We start from the raw sequence: 19,161 nt of genomic DNA on the forward strand, positions 1-19,161 counted from the left end.
ACCAATGAGAAACGATGAAATCGTCTAAATAGCTATGATTCTAAATAGGCAAGGTTCTAAATCGGTAAGACTTAGTGAATACGTTCGAACTTCACCAACATGGCACTTTCTGCATCGAGGATTGGCATGGTTAAGCCAACCTCTTCACACCATGCACCAGATAACTCACAACCAGATTCAGTCCAAGGCGGTTGGTAATTCACGATGTCATCGTAGTTAGACGGTTTGTCCAGTACCGTCACTCGATATGTCGCTTGTGGATCCAAGCCCGGTACACGCAAATGCCCACTTAAAGAGTTCGTTGGCATCGCGAGCTGAGCAATCATCACCACGGCTTCCGATTGATCGTTTGAGACAACCGCATGAATTTGATGTGCTTTATCGTCCGTTGGGATTCGCCAAGTTCTGCCGCTGTGTAGTAATGGGCGCAGCATCTTGTGCAGCTTGATGTAGCGTTCAAAACCTTCTTTTTCCGTTTGTTCTTCTTTCACTGGGTCAAGCTCAATCCCCATATGACCGAACAGCGCTGTAAGCCCACGGAACTCGATACTGTGACGACGGCGCGTGCTATGACAGTGGCTAGCACCAATATGGCTGCCCATCACTTCCGGCGGGAAGAAGTAACTCATACCGCGTTGAATGGTTTGGCGCTCAAGTGCATCGTTATTGTCTGAAGCCCAGAATCGATGCGTACGTTTCAGAACCTCAAAATCAATACGACCACCACCAGCTGCACAAGATTCAATCTCGACTTTCGGGTGCTTTTCACGAACTTTATCGACTAACTGATAGTAACGTTGGGTTTGATTGTGCGCCGCAGCCTGACCTAAATGCGCAGGCTGAACCACTTCGCGGTTCATATCCCACTTGATGTAAGCAATGTTGTAAGTCGAGAGGAAGTGATCCAATCGCTCAAACAAGAAGTTAAACGCATCATCGTTTTGCAGGTTAATTACGTATTGGTTGCGACCAGTTGGCTGATCGTAACCGTTTACAGCCAGTAACCAATCAGGATGCGTACGGAACAATTCAGAATCTTTGTTGATCATCTCTGGCTCAAACCACAAGCCAAATTCCATGCCCAATTTGTTTACGTGTTCCACAATCGGGTGCAAGCCATTTGGGTATTTGGCTTCACACAGAAACCAATCCCCTAGCCCTGCTTTGTCACCGTTGCGCCCTTTGAACCAGCCATCATCAATGATAAAGCGTTCAACACCCATCTCCGCCGACTGAGTTGCCATCGACATGATGTATTCTGGATCGTGGTCGAAGTAGATGCCTTCCCACGTGTTGAGGTGGATTGGGCGAGGTTTGACCGTGAAATCACTCGGCAAAATCGTTTCACGCACATGAGAGTGGAAGTGATGGCTCATACCATTCAAACCACAATTACTTTGGCTCGCATACAGCCAAGGCGTTGTAATGCTCTCACCTTCTTTTAGCGCTACTTCACCAGGCAGGTAAATGACTTCAGCTTGCATGTAACGACGGCCATCGGCTTTCACGTCTACACGCAATCTGTGGTTGCCACTCCATGCGAAATGAAAGCCCCACACGTCACCATTCATTTCATCAAAGTGAGTCGTGCCGGCAACAAGCGCAGGATAGTGCTCATGAGAAGTACGTCCACGACGGTTTTCTTGTTGGTAGCCGCCTTGCAGCAATGGCTGGCGCACCGTCTGGAATTCATGAACCCAGCGACCGTAGTAAGTCATCAACTCATTCGCACGAGCTGGCAAAGGCAACGTATTGGCAAGACGGTTCACATGATAAACACCCGCTTTTTTGTTGGTGAGCGTATGACGCGTTTTCACTACATCGTTGCTATCAAGCTTAAGCTCGGTTTGTAAACGAAGACCTGCGATTGCATCTTCGCTCTCAATCACAATACTATCTTGCTGTTGTTCAATATGGGAGATGACAAACACTGGAGCCCAATCTTGACCATCGCGATGCCCTTCCACACCAGGGCTGCTGAAAACGCCACGACCAAGCTCTGGGTGTAGAGTCATGGATACGTCGCTGTCCAAACGACCGTATGGCACGGGACGATGTAAAGCCATGCGGAAACCACTAAGGTCACCACTTACTTTTTGTCCCCAATGCAGAATCTCTGCATATTCGCCCAACTCTACAATCAATTGAGTTTGCTGACCGGTTAGCTCAATCAGTGTTTTGTCCGTCATCTTGTCTTACCTTGAAACTGGAAATTACGCTGCATCATAATGAAAAAAACAAAAGAATCTGTGAGCCATACCAAAATCATGGAAACGTTTACAGTTATTTTTTAAAACTTGTGCCATCGCCCACTACGCCTTATTCCTTCTTATATTACGCAGCGATCAGATCCAAAAACCTCAGATTCTTTGGTGACTGAGTTCTTTAATGCACTGCACGTAAGTTCGAATACTAAGCTGATTTATAAAGAATTTTTCGTTATTTAATTCATTACCTTACAACAATAAAATCATAAATAAGGTTACAGACCGCTCAGTTGAACTCCTCACCTCTTGAAGTGGTTAACCGACAACCGTATTCTTGAGGCTTCGAGATTCTTTATGAAGTGTCTCTCTTGGGTCCTAACTCAAAATCCCAGTTTGACGATACCGCAAATGCTCGTGTGCAGTGCGCCCGCGAACCACTTGTTGTATATGCTTCCTTGTCTCACATGCCCAGTTGATTTCAATTGGGCTCTCTTTCCTCTTCTTCCTAACAACCCCCTCTCCTTAGATAAAAACCAATTTAAATCAGCACCTTAAATAACATCAACCCAAATATCCAACCCCAAACACAGCCCAACCAAAGTAAACGATTCCAACTTACGCGGTTAGAAATCAATCTAAAATCGCGCTTAAAACCTCAATTTAAGAGATCGCAATCACACAAAATAGTAATAAACCCCTCATTACGACAAAAATGCCAACCTCATCATGAAAACGTTTCCAGAGTTTATTTACACTGCGCAGCGAGTTAGGACTCAAACCAATAAAAAATAAATCCATAAAAATAGAATGGAGACACTTCATGAAACAAAAGACGCTTGTAAGAGCGCTTGGGTTAACCCTCGCCCTAGCACCGCTTGCTGGTATGGCTGCAGTGGAGAACATCACTTACTTCGGCTACGCCAAGTGGGGCAACATTTACACCGATAACGATGAACACAATGGTGGCAAAGGCGAACGCAACGATGTGATTCGTGCTGGTCAAGGTTACGGTAACTACCGTTTGGGTAACGAACTGAACTGGTGGGAAGCGGGCCTCAAAGCCGACGTTTGGCAACAAGGCGACGCGTACTTTGATACCACACTTTACCTTGGTAGTGGCGAAAGCTGGGGTGACGTTAGCTTGATCCAAATGTGGTCAGCAGGTCATGGTCTGTTTGAAGGCCAAGCAGATGCGACTGTTTGGGCGGGCGAACGTTTTTACCGCCGTCATGAAGTGCACATGATCGACATTAAATACTGGGACACATCGAGCACAGGCATCGGTATTGAAAACTGGGATCTTGGCTTTGCTAAAGGCCACATCGCATGGATGGCGCCAAACTCTAGCGCAGATGGCCGCAGCTTACACAACATCGACGCACGTCTAAGCGGCATTGAACTGAGCGACAGCGCAGATCTTACGGTCGGTTTGAACTACGTGTTCACGCAAAACTCTAGTTATGACGAAAGTGACATCACCACTTCTGGCGCCATGCTTTCTGCACTTTACCGTCAAGCTTGGAACTATGGTTCAAACACATTCGCTTTCCAATACGGTACGGATGCGCTTGCGGGCGGTTTGATGAGTGCTGAAGGCGGCTCAAACCGTAAATACAACACTGGCGTTGAGCACGATGGTTACAGCTGGCGTATTTTCAACTCTGGCGATCTTAACGTGAATGAAGATTTCCAAGTGATGTACTCCATCGCTTACCAAGACAAAAATCTGGATAACAACGAAGGTGAGAAATGGTTCAGCGTGGGCGCTCGCCCTCAATACAGCTGGACAGAATACATGGCAACCGCACTTGAAGTTGGCTACGAATCAGTCGAAGCACAAAACGGCGCTGGCACCAACGACATGTACAAAGTAACGGTGGCGCAAATGTTCCAAGCAGGCAAAGGCGTTTGGGCTCGTCCATCACTGCGCTTATTCGCGACCTACTCAGAGAAAACCGATGAGTGGAACCGTGGCGGCGAGGTCTACGGCCATGCTCGCAGCACTGGTGGACAAAACGTCGACGAAATCACCTTCGGCTTTAACGTCGAAACATGGTGGTAATCCAAACCCGCTACTATTTATGAACCCAACGGGGTGAGTAATACGCTCACCCCACAAAGGACAACGCAGATGAAACTAAAACCGCTAGCAACTCTATTCATGGCTCTGTCTCTTGGCGCGTGCAGTGGATTACCAGAGCAAACCTTCAATACCGATTTGAGCCAACCACAATGTTGCTCAACGTTAGATGCTTTGCCTCTGACCGCCCTATCGATTCCTTTCCACCAGCAGGTGGTTATGGATGCAAATCTGCCAAGCATGAGCAGTGCGGTTTTACTTTCTTCAGATTCTGCCTCATCCAAACCGCTCCCGGTGATGAGCTATCAAATCACTTCTGACGCGCCATTTTCGCTACTTGTTCGCTCTTATGTTGATAACAATGCGCTATTTGCTGCGAACGTTCTTATTTATGACGCGAAATGGCAGCTTCTAACCGATTACTCGGCGAAAGACTTTAACTACCACACAACGGGTATGCGCGGCTTAGAACGTGTTGAACAAGTGATCACGGTGAACCCACAACTTAATGGCGCGCAATACGTGGTCATCGCTTCAGATTCGACACTACTTGGCACCGAATTGACTCGTAAGCACCCAGAAGAAGTTTACGCAGAAACACAAAACGTCATTGGCAGTAAACAGCTTCCGCTCACTGCTCAGTTCCAACCTTTTGGCGTTATTGATGTTACGGCGAGTGCCTCCGACAACAACGCGGTATTAACGCTTTTGGCGGAATTGGGCACACAAACCAACGACACCACAAAAGCAGAGTTAACTCCTGCCGCACCGCCTGAAGCACAAGATGAATGGACGTTGTACCAATCTCAAATCGATGCAGCGCTCAAAGACAACGACGTAAAACAAGCTGCGGCGGTTGCCAACCAAGCAGCTGAGCAAGGCTTTACCCAAGCAAAAGATTATCTCGTGAAGCAATTAGCGAAATAACGCTTCACAACAAGAACAAAGACACTCTCGCTACGGGCTCAAACTCCGTAGCGAAACAAGATTAGAAACAAAAAGTTAAGTAGGAAAACCATGAAGGCATTTTCAGAAATTCTCCAAAGACGCGACTGGGAAAACCCGCAATCAGTGAACATTCACTGTCTTAAGGCTCACAGCCCTCTTTCCAGTTTCCGCGATATTGACCATGCCCGCGACGGTATTCAAGCCCAGCGTCAATCGCTGAACGGACAATGGAAATTCAAACTGTTTGATGCGCCAGAGCAAGTTGACGGCGAGTTCATCGAGTCACAATTCAATGACAAAGACTGGGATGAGATTACTGTCCCTTCAAACTGGCAAATGCAAGGTTACGATAAGCCTATCTACGCCAACGTGAAATACCCATTCGAAGTAAACCCGCCGTTTGTACCAAGCGATAACCCAACGGGTTGCTACCGCACTACCGTGTCATTTTCAGCAGAAGATTTAGCCAATACGCAGCGCATTATCTTTGATGGCGTGAACTCGGCTTTCCATCTTTGGTGTAACGGTACTTGGGTTGGCTACAGTCAAGATAGCCGCCTGCCTTCTGAATTCGACCTAACGCCTCACCTTGTTGCGGGTGACAACAGCTTAGCCGTCATGGTGATTCGTTGGAGTGATGGCAGCTACCTAGAAGACCAAGATATGTGGTGGCTAAGTGGTATCTTCCGCGACGTGACTTTGCTATCTAAACCACAACACTGCATTGAAGATGTGTTCATCACACCGGATTTAGACGCGTGTTACCGCGATGGTTCACTGTCGGTCGTGACTTCGATTTCTGCGCCGGACACCTACCAAGTTCAAGTGCAACTGTTTGATGGCGAACAAGCCGTGACAGAGCCACGCATCGACCGTCCGCACAACCGTCGCATTGACGAACGTGGCACATGGGATGACGTGGTATTCCAAACATTGCACGTACGCGAGCCAAAGAAATGGACGGCGGAAACACCGAACCTTTACCGCTTAGTTGTTTCACTGTTGGATGAAAATGGCACGCACTTAGAAAGCGAAGCGTACCCTGTGGGCTTCCGTAAAGTCGAAATCACCGATGGCCAATTGAAGCTAAACGGTAAGCCTCTGTTGATCCGCGGCGTGAACCGTCACGAACATCACCCAGAGCTTGGTCATGTGATGACGGAAGAAGACATGATCCGCGACATCTGCTTGATGAAACAATACAACTTCAATGCGGTACGTACGGCGCACTACCCGAACCACCCTCGTTGGTACGAACTGTGTGACCAATACGGCTTGTACGTGTGCGATGAGGCGAACATCGAAACCCATGGCATGCAGCCAATGAACCGCCTATCGAGCGACCCACAATGGGCGCACGCTTACATGAGTCGCTACACCCAAATGGTGATGCGCGATAAGAACCACCCTTCAATCATCATCTGGTCTTTAGGTAACGAATCCGGTCACGGCAGCAACCACAATGCCATGTACGCTTGGTCTAAAAACTACGACCCTTCTCGCCCAGTACAGTACGAAGGCGGCGGTTCAAACACCACAGCAACCGACATCATTGCGCCAATGTACGCGCGTGTGAACACTGTCATTGAAGACGAAGCCGTTCCTAAATGGGCAATCAAGAAATGGGTGTCGTTACCAAATGAAACTCGTCCTTTGATTTTGTGTGAATACGCACACGCGATGGGCAACAGTCTGGGTAGCTTTAATGACTACTGGGATGCGTTCCGCGATTACCCTCGCTTACAAGGCGGCTTTATTTGGGATTGGGTGGATCAAGGCTTGAGCCAATGGGATGAAAACGGCCAACACTTCTGGGCTTACGGCGGCGACTTTGGCGATGAAATCAATGACCGTCAGTTCTGCATCAACGGTTTGATCTTCCCAGATCGCACAGTTCATCCAACGTTGGAAGAAGCAAAATACTGCCAACGTATGATCACCGTATCACTGCAAGAACAAACCAAAGAAGCTTGTACACTGTTGGTGACTAACGAGAACTTATTCCGCGCGACCGATAATGAGCAATTGAACTGGTCTCTGTTGGAAGATGGCAAAGTGATCCAAACAGGTTCGCTCACGCTTAATGTTGAAGCCGACAGCCAAGCAAGTATTGAGATTGCCCTTAACTTCACGCCAAAAGCGGAAGCGCAATACCACTTTAATACCGACATTACTCTGATTGCTGCAACGCCTTGGGCTGACGCAGAACACGTCGTCGCTTCTGAGCAAATGTCACTACGCAATACAGCAGGCCTTGCTCTGCCAACATTGGAAACGCAACCAGCACCAATGCTAACGCAGCAAGACAACGCCGTTTTGGTGTCTAGCTTGGATGAAAAACATCAATGGCGTTGGGATAGCCAAACTGGCTTGATGACCGATTGGCGTGTCGATGGCGAGGCACAAATGCTCGCGGCACCACAAGATAACTTCTTCCGTGCGCCACTGGATAACGACATCGGTGTGAGCGAAATCGACAACGTCGATCCAAACGCTTGGATGTGTCGTTGGGACATGGCGGGTATCGGCCAGTGGGAACGCCAATGCGTCGCTTGCCACAGTGAAACTCTGGCGCATGCAGTGAAAGTGACTTCGACGTTCGCTTACCACTTTAATGGTGAAGTACAGGCGATCACGACTTGGACACACACACTAAGCAATAACGGTGAGATGGCATTGGCTGTCGACGTGAAATTGGCTGATGATTTACCACCAATGCCACGCATCGGTTTGGAGTTCGAACTGCCATTGAACGAGCAAAACGCGCCGATCACATGGCAAGGCTTAGGTCCATTTGAAAACTACCCTGACCGTTTGGCAGCGGCGCGCTTCGGCCTGCACACACAAACGCTTGAACAAATGCACACGCCATACATTTTCCCAACTGACAGCGGTCTGCGCTGTGGTACGCAATGGTTGAAGGTGAATGAGTTAGAAATCTCGGGGGACTTCCAGTTCAGTGTGAGTCAGTACGCTCAGCAGCACTTAGCAGCAGCGAAACACACCAACGATTTGGTCACAGAAGAGAAGATTTACGTGCGCCTAGACCATAAACACATGGGCGTGGGCGGTGATGACTCTTGGAGCCCAAGTGTGCACAAGGAATTCCAGTTAACGGACAATCAATACGCTTACAAAGTGACGTTTAAACCCGCTCAGTAATCGATTGATACCCTAAACAAAAAACACGTCAGTGTGGCTTAATCCCCAAGTTTCGGCTTGGGGATTTTTTATTTGAGTATAAGTTTTATGCCTGTCTTATTGAGCCAGTTTGCCGTAGATGTAAGCGAGCTCTGCCACCGTTTTCGCCGAGAACTTTTTCAACAGGCTTGCTCGATGCACTTCCACCGTTCGCATCGCAATGCACAGCTCATCGGCAATGCGAATATTGCGCTTGCCAGCGATGATCAAACGCAGAATGTCTTTCTCTCTTGGCGTCAGTGATTCGTACGCAGCTTTCGCGCCCGCAATATCCAAATTCGCCGCAGACTGAACTTGGCCTTTTAAAATCGCTTGTGCCAGCTCATCCCCTTTTACGGGCTTTTGGAAAAAATTAACCGCGCCGGCTTGCAGCGCATCCACCGCCATTGGCACATCGCCATGTCCGGTTAAGTAAATCACCGCCAGTGGGCTCTTGGCTTCATTGAGAATTTGATGCACTTGCTGGCCACGTAGATTCGGCATTCGGCTATCCAGAATCACGCAGCCCGCTTGATGGATATCCACGCCATCGAGAAATTCCTGCCCATCGGCAAACGTCGTCACAGAGAAGTCATGTTCTTCGAGCATAAACGCCAACGAATCTCGCACCGACTCATCATCGTCGACCACAAATACGGGTAGTTGCTTATCACTCATTCACTTCTCCTGTGTTTCTTTTTGTTTGTTCTTCGTCGTTGCGTTTTGTATTGGCGGTTTTCATGGTTTGATACGGCAAGGTTAATACCACCAAGCAACCGTGTGGCTGAGTAGATTGAATAACGAATTCACCACCATGCATCTCCATCACATCACGACAGATCGCCAAGCCTAGCCCTAACCCTTCCTGTTTTGTACTCACAAAGGCGGCGGTTGGGTTCTCATGCTCCAAGCCCGTACCGTTATCCAACACTCGAATCGACATACTTTGGGCTTGATAATCCGTGTGAAGCGCAATTTTGCCTTGATAACTATTAGGGTGATTTTCTGCGTACATCACACAAGCATCTATCGAGTTGTTCATCACGTTCACCAACACTTGCTGCAGACCTACGGCATCAGCTTCGACCCATTGAGGTTGTCCTTCGGTGCTGCGAACCACTTCAATGCCTTGCTTCTGCAAGCGGAAATTCAGCAGCTCAACCGTATCAGAAATCAGTTGCTCAACATCGCACGCAGCCATGTCGACGCTGCGCTTTTTAATCAAGGTTCGCAGGCGACAAACGATCGCATCGGCACGTTCTACTTGGGTCTGGATCTTTTCTAATACTGGCACGATATCTTCATGAGGACGCTTCTTAGCTAACCGTAACAAGCCACCTTCGCTGTAGTTTCGGATCGCCGCCAAAGGTTGGTTAATCTCGTGCGCAAGACTGCTGCCTAATTCGCCCACAATAGCCACTCGTTGCGAGTGCTCTAGCATTTCGCTCTTCTCTTTTAAACGCAGTAAGGTTTTCTCTAGCGCTTGTTTACTCTTGCTGAAACGATATTCCAGCCAAAAGTGATAAATGTTCAACACAATCACAAACAGAAACAACGCCCACGCCCATTCTTGATGAAAACGCAACCAGCGTAACGCCTCTTTCCACCAAGGTTGCTGCAATGGGTGCAAGTCCATCGCTTGGTAGAGTTTATCTATCGACAACAAACTGACTGGTGATGTCCAACCGGATGCTTTAGCAGCAATCGCAGCGGGATTATCGGCAGGCATCGCAAGCAAGGCTCGACTGATCTTCTTGGCTAATTGAGACGATCCACGTTCCGTTTTCGCAAAAGACCAGTTTGGATACAGGGGCGTCGATACTGCACACTCGGTTTGAGGAAGTTTAAGCGGACTTAAAACCCGAAGTTGCCTCTCTTCCAATAACCCTTCACCTTCCATTTGTTCAACCAAACAAGCTGGAACCACCGCCGCTTCCACATTGTGGTCACGCAGTTGGTAGAGGTTGGCATCAATTGGGAAGCCTAAAAAGCGCACGTCCGAGAAGAAGTCATTCGGATCTAATCCTTTCTCTATCACTTGATAACGCAATGTGAGGTAACCGCCAAAGGCTTTCTCTGACACCGCCGCAATCGGCAAACCGGAAACATCATTGAGAGTGGAATAAGTCGAATCAGAACGCACCACCAACGCCGACCCAATGCCGTAATTGGAGTTTTCTGGCGCTTGGCTGGTCAACGTCGCGATCCAAGACAACGCGTACTGACGCCCCAAACGCACTGCTTGTCCGGGGTTAGTGAGAATGAAGTCCATGCTTTGGTTTTCGACTGCGTTGGTCATGCCATCGAGATCTAACGGATGGAGAACAAACCGCACTTCAGGGATCTGTTGATTAAGCCAGTAAATCGTCGGTTGCCAACGCTGCTCCGCATATAAATGGCCGCGTATGGCTAGCACACCCACATCGACTTGCGGTTTAGAGAAAGCGCTGGAATCTAATGTCTGCGTTGGTGCTGCATGAGCAAAAGAAATCGTGAGGCAGCCGAGCATAAGACTGATAAAAACAATCCATAAGCGAATGAAGTTTAGCGATTTTTTCAGCATGAATTGTTTCTTAATCCTCGGTATTGGGAGCATCAGAATAACAGCAACATAGCGGAATCCACATTTGTTTTAGATCAACTTTGCTCTCGGTATGTGGAAATCCACTATATCGGCAAAGGGCTGCAATTCTGACAATGAAAACAAGCTCTAATCAATCTTAGCAGGTGAGTTATGGATTCCACCAAACGCCGTTTTCTCAGTGCCGTTACCGCAGGCGCTGCGCTGATTCCGATCGCCGGAATTGGCACAGCCACAGCAGGCACAGTGATCAGAAACAACAATGAACCCGACCGCAAAGGCCAAGTCGGTAAACGCTACGCCATGGTTGTCGACTTGCGTAAATGCGTTGGCTGTCAGGCGTGTACCGTCGGTTGCAGCATCGAGAACCAAGCCCCGATTGGCCAGTTCCGAACCACAGTAAAACAGTATGAAGTCACCCTCGATGATGGCTCAACCGCAACGAAAGAAGTGAAGTCTTTCATGCTGCCACGCTTGTGTAACCACTGTGATAACCCACCGTGTGTGGCCGTTTGTCCGGTGCAAGCCACATTCCAACGGGAAGACGGCATCGTGATGGTCGATAACAGTCGCTGCGTGGCGTGTGCTTACTGTGTTCAAGCCTGCCCTTACGATGCGCGCTTCATTAACGAAGAGACCCTAACTGCGGACAAATGTACTTTCTGCGCACATCGCCTTGAAGAAGGTTTGCTGCCAGCTTGTGTGGAAACGTGCGTCGGTGGCGCTCGCGTGATTGGTGACATCAACGATCCGAACAGTGAAGTTCGTCGCCTGATGACAGAGCACCAAGACGACATCAAGGTGCTAAAACCAAACGAAGGCACCAAACCTCACGTGTTCTACATCGGCATGAATGAACGCTTCACTCAACACATTGAAGGTCAGCCTGCGATTTACGATCCACAAGGAGAAAAAGCATGAACATAACCGAAGTGCTCGTACAGCCTCAGGCCATCGCTTGGCTTCCGTGGGCGGTGCAATATTTCTTCTACATCGGCTCAGCTTATGCGGCAGCTATTTTGTTCTTAATCGCGCTGTTGTTTGAATCTCACACCAGCCATCGTCTGCGCGCGGCCTTGGTGCTGACTTTGGCAATTGGCGCGATCGTTGGCCCGCTCGCGTTAACAGGCGATCTCCACCAGCCGGGACGCGCGTGGCATTTCTACGCACACCTAACGCCATGGTCTTGGATGTCATTAGGTTCGTTGTTCTTACCTCTGTTCTCTGGCTTGGCTGTGGCAACGGCATGGTTATATCTGCGTAATGATTTGATCAACCTAGAGAACCAACCGGGTAAGGTATTTCCGCTACTTGCGAAGCTCTCGCTAGGCCGTTGGAAAACCAGCCGTAAGCTAATGATGGCAGCATCGATTGTGACCGTCTTATCTGGCCTCACCATCGCGCTTTACACTGGCGCAGAGATTGCGATCGTGAAATCTCGTTCGTTGTGGCATCAACCTGCATCGCCTGTGCTTTGGTTTGTCACGGCATTTATCGGCGCGGTCGGCTTTACCTTACTTATTTGGCTTTTGATTCCATCGAAGTCGGACCGCCTGACCTTCGGAGATACTCGTTTACTGCGTCAGACGACAGCAATTAGCGGCGCATTATCGCTGTTGTTGATTCCTATCTGGGCTTCTAACAATGCCAGTTCATCCCTTTACGCTTCTCCATTATGGGTACAGCACATCGCATTACTAACGTCTTTGCTGCTGGGTAGCGTGCTGCTTGCACTGTTTACGCTGCGTGATACCAACCGTCACTTCATTCGAGTGTTATTCATGTCTGGGATGGCACTGACCACAGCGTGGACGGTTCGTTGGATCACCATGATGGAAGTACAAACCATAGCTAAGTTCGATGTTGGCCCATATCCATATGACTTGCCGATTGGCAGTAATGGTCTGCTCGGCATCATCGGTATGTTTGGACTGTGGATTGCGCTGGCATTACTTGGTTCCGAACTGATTCAACCAAAGCTTGAATCGGCACCTTCAACCCTAACTCAACACTGATCTAAGAGGATTTCATTATGGATAATAAACGCCGTCAGTTTTTGAAATCTGGCCTTGCAGTGGGAGGGCTTGGTGCCTTTGCTGCGGGCTACGCAACCACCACAAAACACATGGTAGAAGGTGCTATTCACGGCACTGCGGGGGAGAAAACCCGTGATATTCACCACGGCAACTCACTGGAGCCCGAATACAAGGTGAACGACAAGGGCAACTTAATCCCGAACCCAAATCAGCGCGTTGCGCCATCAATGTGTTTTGGTTGTTGGAGCCTATGTGGTTTGCGCGTTCGTATCGACAATCGTAACGACGAGATCCTGCGCATTTCGGGCAACCCATACCATCCGTTATCACATCAGCAACACATTCCATTTGAGACGCCTGTAAAAGACGCTTACTTGAGCTTGGTGGGGGAAAACGGTTTAGAAGGCCGCTCCACAGCGTGTGCTCGCGGTAACGGCATGATGGAAATCCGTAATAGCCCTTATCGCATTACCCAACCACTTAAGCGTGTGGGCAAACGTGGTGAAGGCAAATGGGAACCGATCAGCTACGAGCAATTGGTGGACGAAGTCGTCAACGGTGGTGATCTGTTTGGCGAAGGTCATGTTGAAGGTTTGAAAGACATTCGTGACCTCACGACGCCCGTTGATCCGCAAAACCCAGAATACGGCCCGAAAGCCAACCAACTGTTGATGACCAACGCCGGTAACGAAGGCCGTGACGATATCTTCAAGCGTTTTGCTTTTAACAGTTTTGGTACGCGTAACTTTGGCCACCATGGTTCTTACTGTGGCTACGCTTTCCGTGCAGGCAGCGGCGCGTTCATGAACGATTTGGATAAGAACGCCCACTTAAAGCCAGACTTCGATAATGCCGAATACGTTATTTTTATTGGCATGTCACCAGCACAAGCGGGGAACCCGTTCAAACGTCAGGCTCGTCAGCTAGCCAAAGCGCGCACCGAAGGCAAACTGGAATACACCATTATCACGCCGAGCTTGCCAGCAGGTTCATCCAGCCTTGCTGCGGGCGATAATAACCATTGGATGCCAATTAAACCGGGCACCGATTCAGCCTTGGTTCTTGGCATGATTCAGTGGATCATCGCCAACGAACGCTACAACAAAACCTTCCTTGCTCAACCAGGAGCAACGGCGATGCAAAGAGCGGGCACGGCACATTGGTGTAATGCCACTCACCTTGTGATCAGCGATGAATCTCACCCACGTCACGGGCAATTCTTACGTGCATCTGAAATGGGCATGCCATTTGAAGGGGAAGCACTGTCAGAGACAGATCCATACGTGATTGTCGATGCGCAAAGCGGCGAGTTGAGCGTACACAAGCAGGCGGGTGAAGCATCGTTGTTTGTCGACCAAGATGTAGAGCTGACATCAGGTGTCGTTCGCGTTAAGTCATCCTTGCAACGTTTGAAAGAGGAAGCGTTTAAATACGATCTGGACTTCTACAGCGAGCAATGTGAGATCCCAGCGGATCAAATCATCGCGCTAGCAAAACGCTTCACCAGTCATGGCACTAAAGCGGTTGTCGATACTCACGGCGGCAACATGCACACCAACGGCTTCTACAACGCCTTCACCCTCATGATGCTTAATGCTCTGATTGGTAATATCAACATGAAAGGCGGTGCGATGGCGAAAGCAGGCGGTTATCCGACATCTGCCGCTGGCCCTCGCTACGACTTCACCCAATTTGAAGGCAAAGTGGGACCAAAAGGCGTGTTCCTCTCACGCAGCAAATTCCCTTACCAGAAAACCAGCGAATACAAACGTCGCGTGGAGGCAGGCGAATCCCCTTACCCAACTCGTGCACCTTGGTATCCGTTTGCAGCGCCTTTGCTTACCGAGCATCTATCGGCGGCGATCGATGGTTATCCATACCGAGTGAAAGCGTGGATCAACCATATGGCGAACCCAATCTATGGTGTGCCGGGTTTAAAAACGTTGCTTGAAGACAAACTAAAAGATCCAAAACAGCTCGGTTTGATTGTTTCTGTCGATGCCTTTATCAACGAGACAACGGCACTATCGGACTACATCGTGCCAGATACTGTCACTTACGAAAGCTGGGGCATGGCATCACCTTGGCATGATGTTCCAGTTAAAGCGGTGACGGCTCGCTGGCCAATCGTGGAAGCTCGCACAGAAAAAACCGCCGATGGTCGCAGTATTTGTCTAGAGAACTTCCTGATTGATATCGCCAAAAAGATGCAGCTAGGCGGCTTTGGTGACAACGCCATCAAAGACACGCAAGGTCGTTTACACGGTATTCACTCAGCTGAAGACTTCTATCTTCGCTCAGCAGCCAACCTTGCCTACGTCAAAGGTGGCGTTCCAGAAGTGAGTGCAGAAGACATTGCTTGGTCTGGTCTTGAGCGCCTGTTGCCAAGCATGCAAAAAGCACTAACACATGAAGAGATGAAGCGCGTGGCGTTCATTTTTGCTCGTGGTGGTCGTTTTGAAAACGCTACAGAAGCCTACAAAGGCGAACAAATGAAGTACAAGTGGTCGCGTCCTGTCGCGATTTGGAACGAGCGTGTTGGCAGTGCAAGAAACACCATGACAGGAGAGTTCTACAGCGGCTGTCCGACTTGGCATCCACAAAAGCTCGCAGATGGCACGCCACTTGAGACTCAGTACCCGAAAACCGAATGGCCATTTAGCCTGACCAACTTTAAATCGAACATTCACAGCGCGGTATCCAACTTGTCACCACGCTTAAACTCGATTAAAGGCGTTAACCCTGTCTATATCCATCCGGCGGATGCTGCCGCGGTTGGCATTCAAACTGGTGATCATTTCGTGATCGAAACTCCAGGAGCTAGCACCACAGCGCTTGCAATGGTCATGTCTGGTATTCGCCAAGGGACGCTCGGTTTTGAACATGGTTTTGGCCACACAGAGCTAGGTCAGCGTGCGCACTGGATTGGTGATAAACAACAGCCAGTGAAAACCAGCGGTCATGATGGCGTCAACATCAACGACGTGGGTTTGATTGACCCTACTCGTGAAGGTAAAGGCGTGATGCTTGATTGGGTAGTTGGTGCGGCGGCTCGTCAATCTCTGCCAGCGAAAATTCGCAAAGCGTAGCGGATTCAGCCACCATTTGTTTGTTAGGCTTCTTCCCTTTTCGGGCGGAAGCCTTTTTTATTTCTGCAGCAGGCCGCAATGCCTCTCCACAGGATTTATGTGGATTTCCACAGTAGCGAGAACTAATGACTATACTCACAATAATGCGTTCAAATAATAATCAGATGTGAGTCAGCATGTTTCGTAACCTATCTTTGGCAGCACTTTGCTTGAGTGCCGCCTCTTTTACAGCCTATTCTACACCACTCCCCGAACACGGTGAAATCTGCACCGGATGCCATGGCGTCGACGGTAAAGGTCAAGCAGGTATCGCGCCTATGCTTGCCGGACTGAATGCCGACTATATGGAAAGTCAGCTCGAACTCTTCTCGAACGACAAACGCCACAATGTCATCATGAAAGGCATGGCCGATGAGCTTAGCGACCCAACACTTCGTGCAGAAGTTCTGCAATATTTTGCTCAATTGCCGACTTGGGAATTTACCGACCTTGAGCAGCGCGGTGACCAAGCCGATATCAGCAATCCCTATCGCAAATTGGTTTATCAAGGAGACTGGGATAGGAACATTCCCGCTTGTTCAACTTGCCACGGCGCAAGTGGTATGGGTGTAGACAAATTCCCGCGCCTTGCGAGCCAACAAGCCGATTACTTACAAAACCAACTTCATGCTTGGAAGAACGGCACTCGTAGCGGTGATCCGCTCAATATGATGGGCAGTATCGCGAAAAAACTCACCGATAAAGAAATCGAAAACCTATCTTACTACTTCGCTTCTTTGCGTTATGAGGAATCGAAATGAAACTGATTTATTCCCTGCTGCTTGCAAGCATCTCTACCCTTGCACACGCCAGTGATGCAGCAAACCATGAACTGCCAGATCGCCAAACCGAATTACCAGCGGTACAAAAGCACGCTGATACGCAATACCTTAAACCTCGCGATTTGAGCACCATCGAAAACGACGAGTTTGGTCAGAAAGTGAAATACGGCTACTCACTGTTTGTGAACTCGCAGCAAATGCGTGGACGTTATGTGGGTAACGAGCAAAACTGTGTGAATTGCCATATGGAAGCCGGACGTAAAGCCAACGCAGCACCACTTTGGGCGGCTTATATGGCCTACCCTGCTTATCGCAAAAAGAACGACAAAGTAAACAGTTACGCCGACCGCATTCAAGGCTGTTTCACCTATTCGATGAATGGTAAGCCACCAGCAAAAGACTCAAAGGAATTAGAGGCGCTCAGCGCTTATGCCTACTGGTTAGCAATGGGAGGCTTATTGGACCAATACGGTATGCAAGATGAGCCTGTGCCTGCCATCAGCACTGAACAATTATTGACGGGCGGTAAGGCAGAAGACTTTCCGTTGCCAGAAAAAATCGCTAACGCTTTGCCTGCGGAGAAACGTGGCAACCTCGCAGGCCGTGGCTATCCAAAAATTGATAATCCAGAGCTTGAACCTTCACCAGAGCGTGGCGCGCAAGTTTATGTCGACAACTGCGCGGCCTGTCATGGAGAAAGTGGTCAAGGTATTCACGATGAAAACGGCCGCTCTTACATTCCACCTTTGTGGGGCGAATACGCTTACAACTGGGGTGCAGGCATGCACCGAATCAACACTGCGGCTTATTTCATCTACGAGAACATGCCTTTGGGCAAAAGCGTTCAATTGAGTAAACAAGAGGCATGGGATGTCGCGGCTTATGTCAACAGCCATGAACGACCACAAGACCCTCGCTACAAAGGTGATTTGCAAGCAAATGCAGCGAAGTACCACAACCACCAAGGGTACTACGGCAAAGAGGTGAATGGTCATATTTTAGGCAGCAAAGCCTTCCCGCCAACTACGGTAGATTAAGGCGTAACTTCAATTCGACTAAAAGCGTGTTCACCTGAGCACGCTTTTTTTGTTTTAAAACCTTGATACACCGCCACTATTCTCAATTGGGTGTTTGAGTTCATCCGCTGTGCATTGTTAAATGAAGCAAATTTCAGATCCTGAGTTCCCTATGGCTACCATCAAAGACGTCGCAAAAGAAGCTGGCGTATCCATTGCAACCGCATCTCGCGTCATCAATGACGCCCCACACACCAGTGAATCCGCGATTGTCGCCGTCAAAGAAGCAATGAAGAAACTAGGCTATCGCCCGAACGCCAATGCGCGCGCACTGGTCAGTAAATCGTCCAACGCGATTGGGGTATTGGTGAACGACGTTTCTGCCCCCTTTTTTGGCACCATGGTCAAAGCCATCGACACCATTGCCAGTGAGCAAGAGAAACAGCTTCTGATTGGCAGCGGCTATCATGATGCCGTGAAAGAGCGCAACGCGATCAACTTGCTGATCAACAGTCGCTGTGAATCTTTGGTCGTACACAGCAAAGGCATGACGGATGCCGAGCTAACCACGCTCGCCAATGAAATTCCGGGCATGGTGCTGATCAACCGTATCGTGCCAGACATCGCTTCACGCTGTATTGCTTTGGATAACCGCAAAGGATCTTACATTGCCACTGAGCATTTGATCCGCAATGGACATGAACACATCGGCTATATCTGCTCAGGTCATGATATTGAAGATGCAAGAGATCGTCGCGACGGTTACCTCGATGCTTTGCGAGATAACGGCATCAAGATTCGTGAAGAATACATCGAATACGGCGAGCCAGATGAAACCGGCGGCGAACAAGCCATGGTCAACCTGATGGCGAAGAACACGCCCATCACTGCTGTCGCTACCTACAACGACTACATGGCTGCGGGCTGCATGACCTTGCTGCAAGAAAATGGCATCCGCATTCCTGAAGACATGTCAGTGATTGGATTCGATGATGGTCATATCGCACGCTACATTTACCCTCGCCTAACGACCATTCGTTACCCAATTCAAGTCATGGCAAATGAAGCGGTCAAACTCTCACTTCAGTTAGTAAATAACGAAGAAGCCGAACGCACAGAACACAAATTGTTCATGCCAATTCTGGTCAGACGTGCTTCTGTTGGCAATATCAAATAACCTCAAACCAGCCTCACCGGCTGGTT

12 protein-coding genes are annotated in these 19,161 nt (G+C 49.1%); 9 read left to right on the top strand and 3 right to left on the bottom strand.

From position 1 onward, the window contains the following. Positions 1–71: 71 nt before the first annotated feature. Positions 72–2,189: an alpha-galactosidase gene (locus BCT11_RS02735; RefSeq protein ID WP_102387013.1), complete on the bottom strand. Its 2,118-nt coding sequence runs from the start codon at positions 2,187–2,189 to the stop codon at positions 72–74. Between the two features lie 838 nt (positions 2,190–3,027). Between BCT11_RS02735 and BCT11_RS02740 the strand changes: the two genes are divergently transcribed. The 3 genes from BCT11_RS02740 to BCT11_RS02750 all read left to right on the top strand — a co-directional run bounded on the left by BCT11_RS02740 (position 3,028) and on the right by BCT11_RS02750 (position 8,397). After that, the gene (locus BCT11_RS02740) at positions 3,028–4,269 is read left to right on the top strand and encodes a carbohydrate porin (protein WP_005438917.1); all 1,242 of its coding nucleotides are present in this window, start codon (positions 3,028–3,030) and stop codon (positions 4,267–4,269) included. A 69-nt stretch (positions 4,270–4,338) separates the two neighbouring features. Continuing rightward, complete coding sequence (locus BCT11_RS02745) at positions 4,339–5,214, top strand: MalM family protein (RefSeq protein WP_102387014.1); 876 nt, start codon at positions 4,339–4,341, stop codon at positions 5,212–5,214. Positions 5,215–5,304: 90 nt separating this feature from the next. Continuing rightward, complete coding sequence (locus BCT11_RS02750) at positions 5,305–8,397, top strand: beta-galactosidase (RefSeq protein WP_102387015.1); 3,093 nt, start codon at positions 5,305–5,307, stop codon at positions 8,395–8,397. A 96-nt stretch (positions 8,398–8,493) separates the two neighbouring features. Here the strand turns inward: BCT11_RS02750 and BCT11_RS02755 are convergent, their stop codons facing one another. Together BCT11_RS02755 and BCT11_RS02760 are read right to left on the bottom strand one after the other, a co-directional pair. Beyond that, positions 8,494–9,093: a response regulator gene (locus tag BCT11_RS02755; RefSeq protein ID WP_102387016.1), complete on the bottom strand. Its 600-nt coding sequence runs from the start codon at positions 9,091–9,093 to the stop codon at positions 8,494–8,496. Further along, positions 9,086–10,978, bottom strand: coding sequence for a sensor histidine kinase (locus BCT11_RS02760; protein WP_102387017.1), 1,893 nt, complete (start codon positions 10,976–10,978; stop codon positions 9,086–9,088). The genes BCT11_RS02755 and BCT11_RS02760 overlap by 8 nt, the downstream gene beginning before the upstream one ends. A gap of 171 nt (positions 10,979–11,149) precedes the next feature. On the opposite strand from BCT11_RS02760, the gene dsrO reads away from it, so the two are divergent. The 6 genes from dsrO (at position 11,150) to BCT11_RS02790 (ending at position 19,135) form a co-directional block, all read left to right on the top strand. Next, positions 11,150–11,917 (top strand): sulfate reduction electron transfer complex DsrMKJOP subunit DsrO, encoded by a 768-nt coding sequence (gene dsrO / locus BCT11_RS02765; protein ID WP_102387018.1) that lies wholly within the window; start codon positions 11,150–11,152, stop codon positions 11,915–11,917. Beyond that, positions 11,914–13,011 (top strand): NrfD/PsrC family molybdoenzyme membrane anchor subunit, encoded by a 1,098-nt coding sequence (gene nrfD / locus BCT11_RS02770; RefSeq protein WP_102387019.1) that lies wholly within the window; start codon positions 11,914–11,916, stop codon positions 13,009–13,011. The genes dsrO and nrfD overlap by 4 nt, the downstream gene beginning before the upstream one ends. A 17-nt stretch (positions 13,012–13,028) precedes the next feature. Next, on the top strand, positions 13,029–16,121 hold the full coding sequence (locus BCT11_RS02775; protein WP_102387020.1) for a tetrathionate reductase subunit A: 3,093 nt from the start codon (positions 13,029–13,031) through the stop codon (positions 16,119–16,121). 176 nt (positions 16,122–16,297) lie between these two features. After that, positions 16,298–16,921 (top strand): c-type cytochrome, encoded by a 624-nt coding sequence (locus tag BCT11_RS02780; RefSeq protein ID WP_042604024.1) that lies wholly within the window; start codon positions 16,298–16,300, stop codon positions 16,919–16,921. After that, on the top strand, positions 16,918–17,979 hold the full coding sequence (locus tag BCT11_RS02785; protein WP_042604025.1) for a c-type cytochrome: 1,062 nt from the start codon (positions 16,918–16,920) through the stop codon (positions 17,977–17,979). Before BCT11_RS02780 ends, BCT11_RS02785 begins: the two co-directional genes overlap by 4 nt. Positions 17,980–18,130: 151 nt before the next feature. Further along, a complete protein-coding gene (locus tag BCT11_RS02790; protein WP_042604034.1) occupies positions 18,131–19,135 on the top strand; it encodes a substrate-binding domain-containing protein in 1,005 nt (334 codons plus the stop codon). The last annotated feature ends 26 nt before the right edge of the window (positions 19,136–19,161 follow it).

The sequence above is a fragment of the Vibrio sp. 10N.222.52.B12 genome, from assembly GCF_002875385.1.
Lineage (GTDB): Bacteria > Pseudomonadota > Gammaproteobacteria > Enterobacterales > Vibrionaceae > Vibrio > Vibrio jasicida.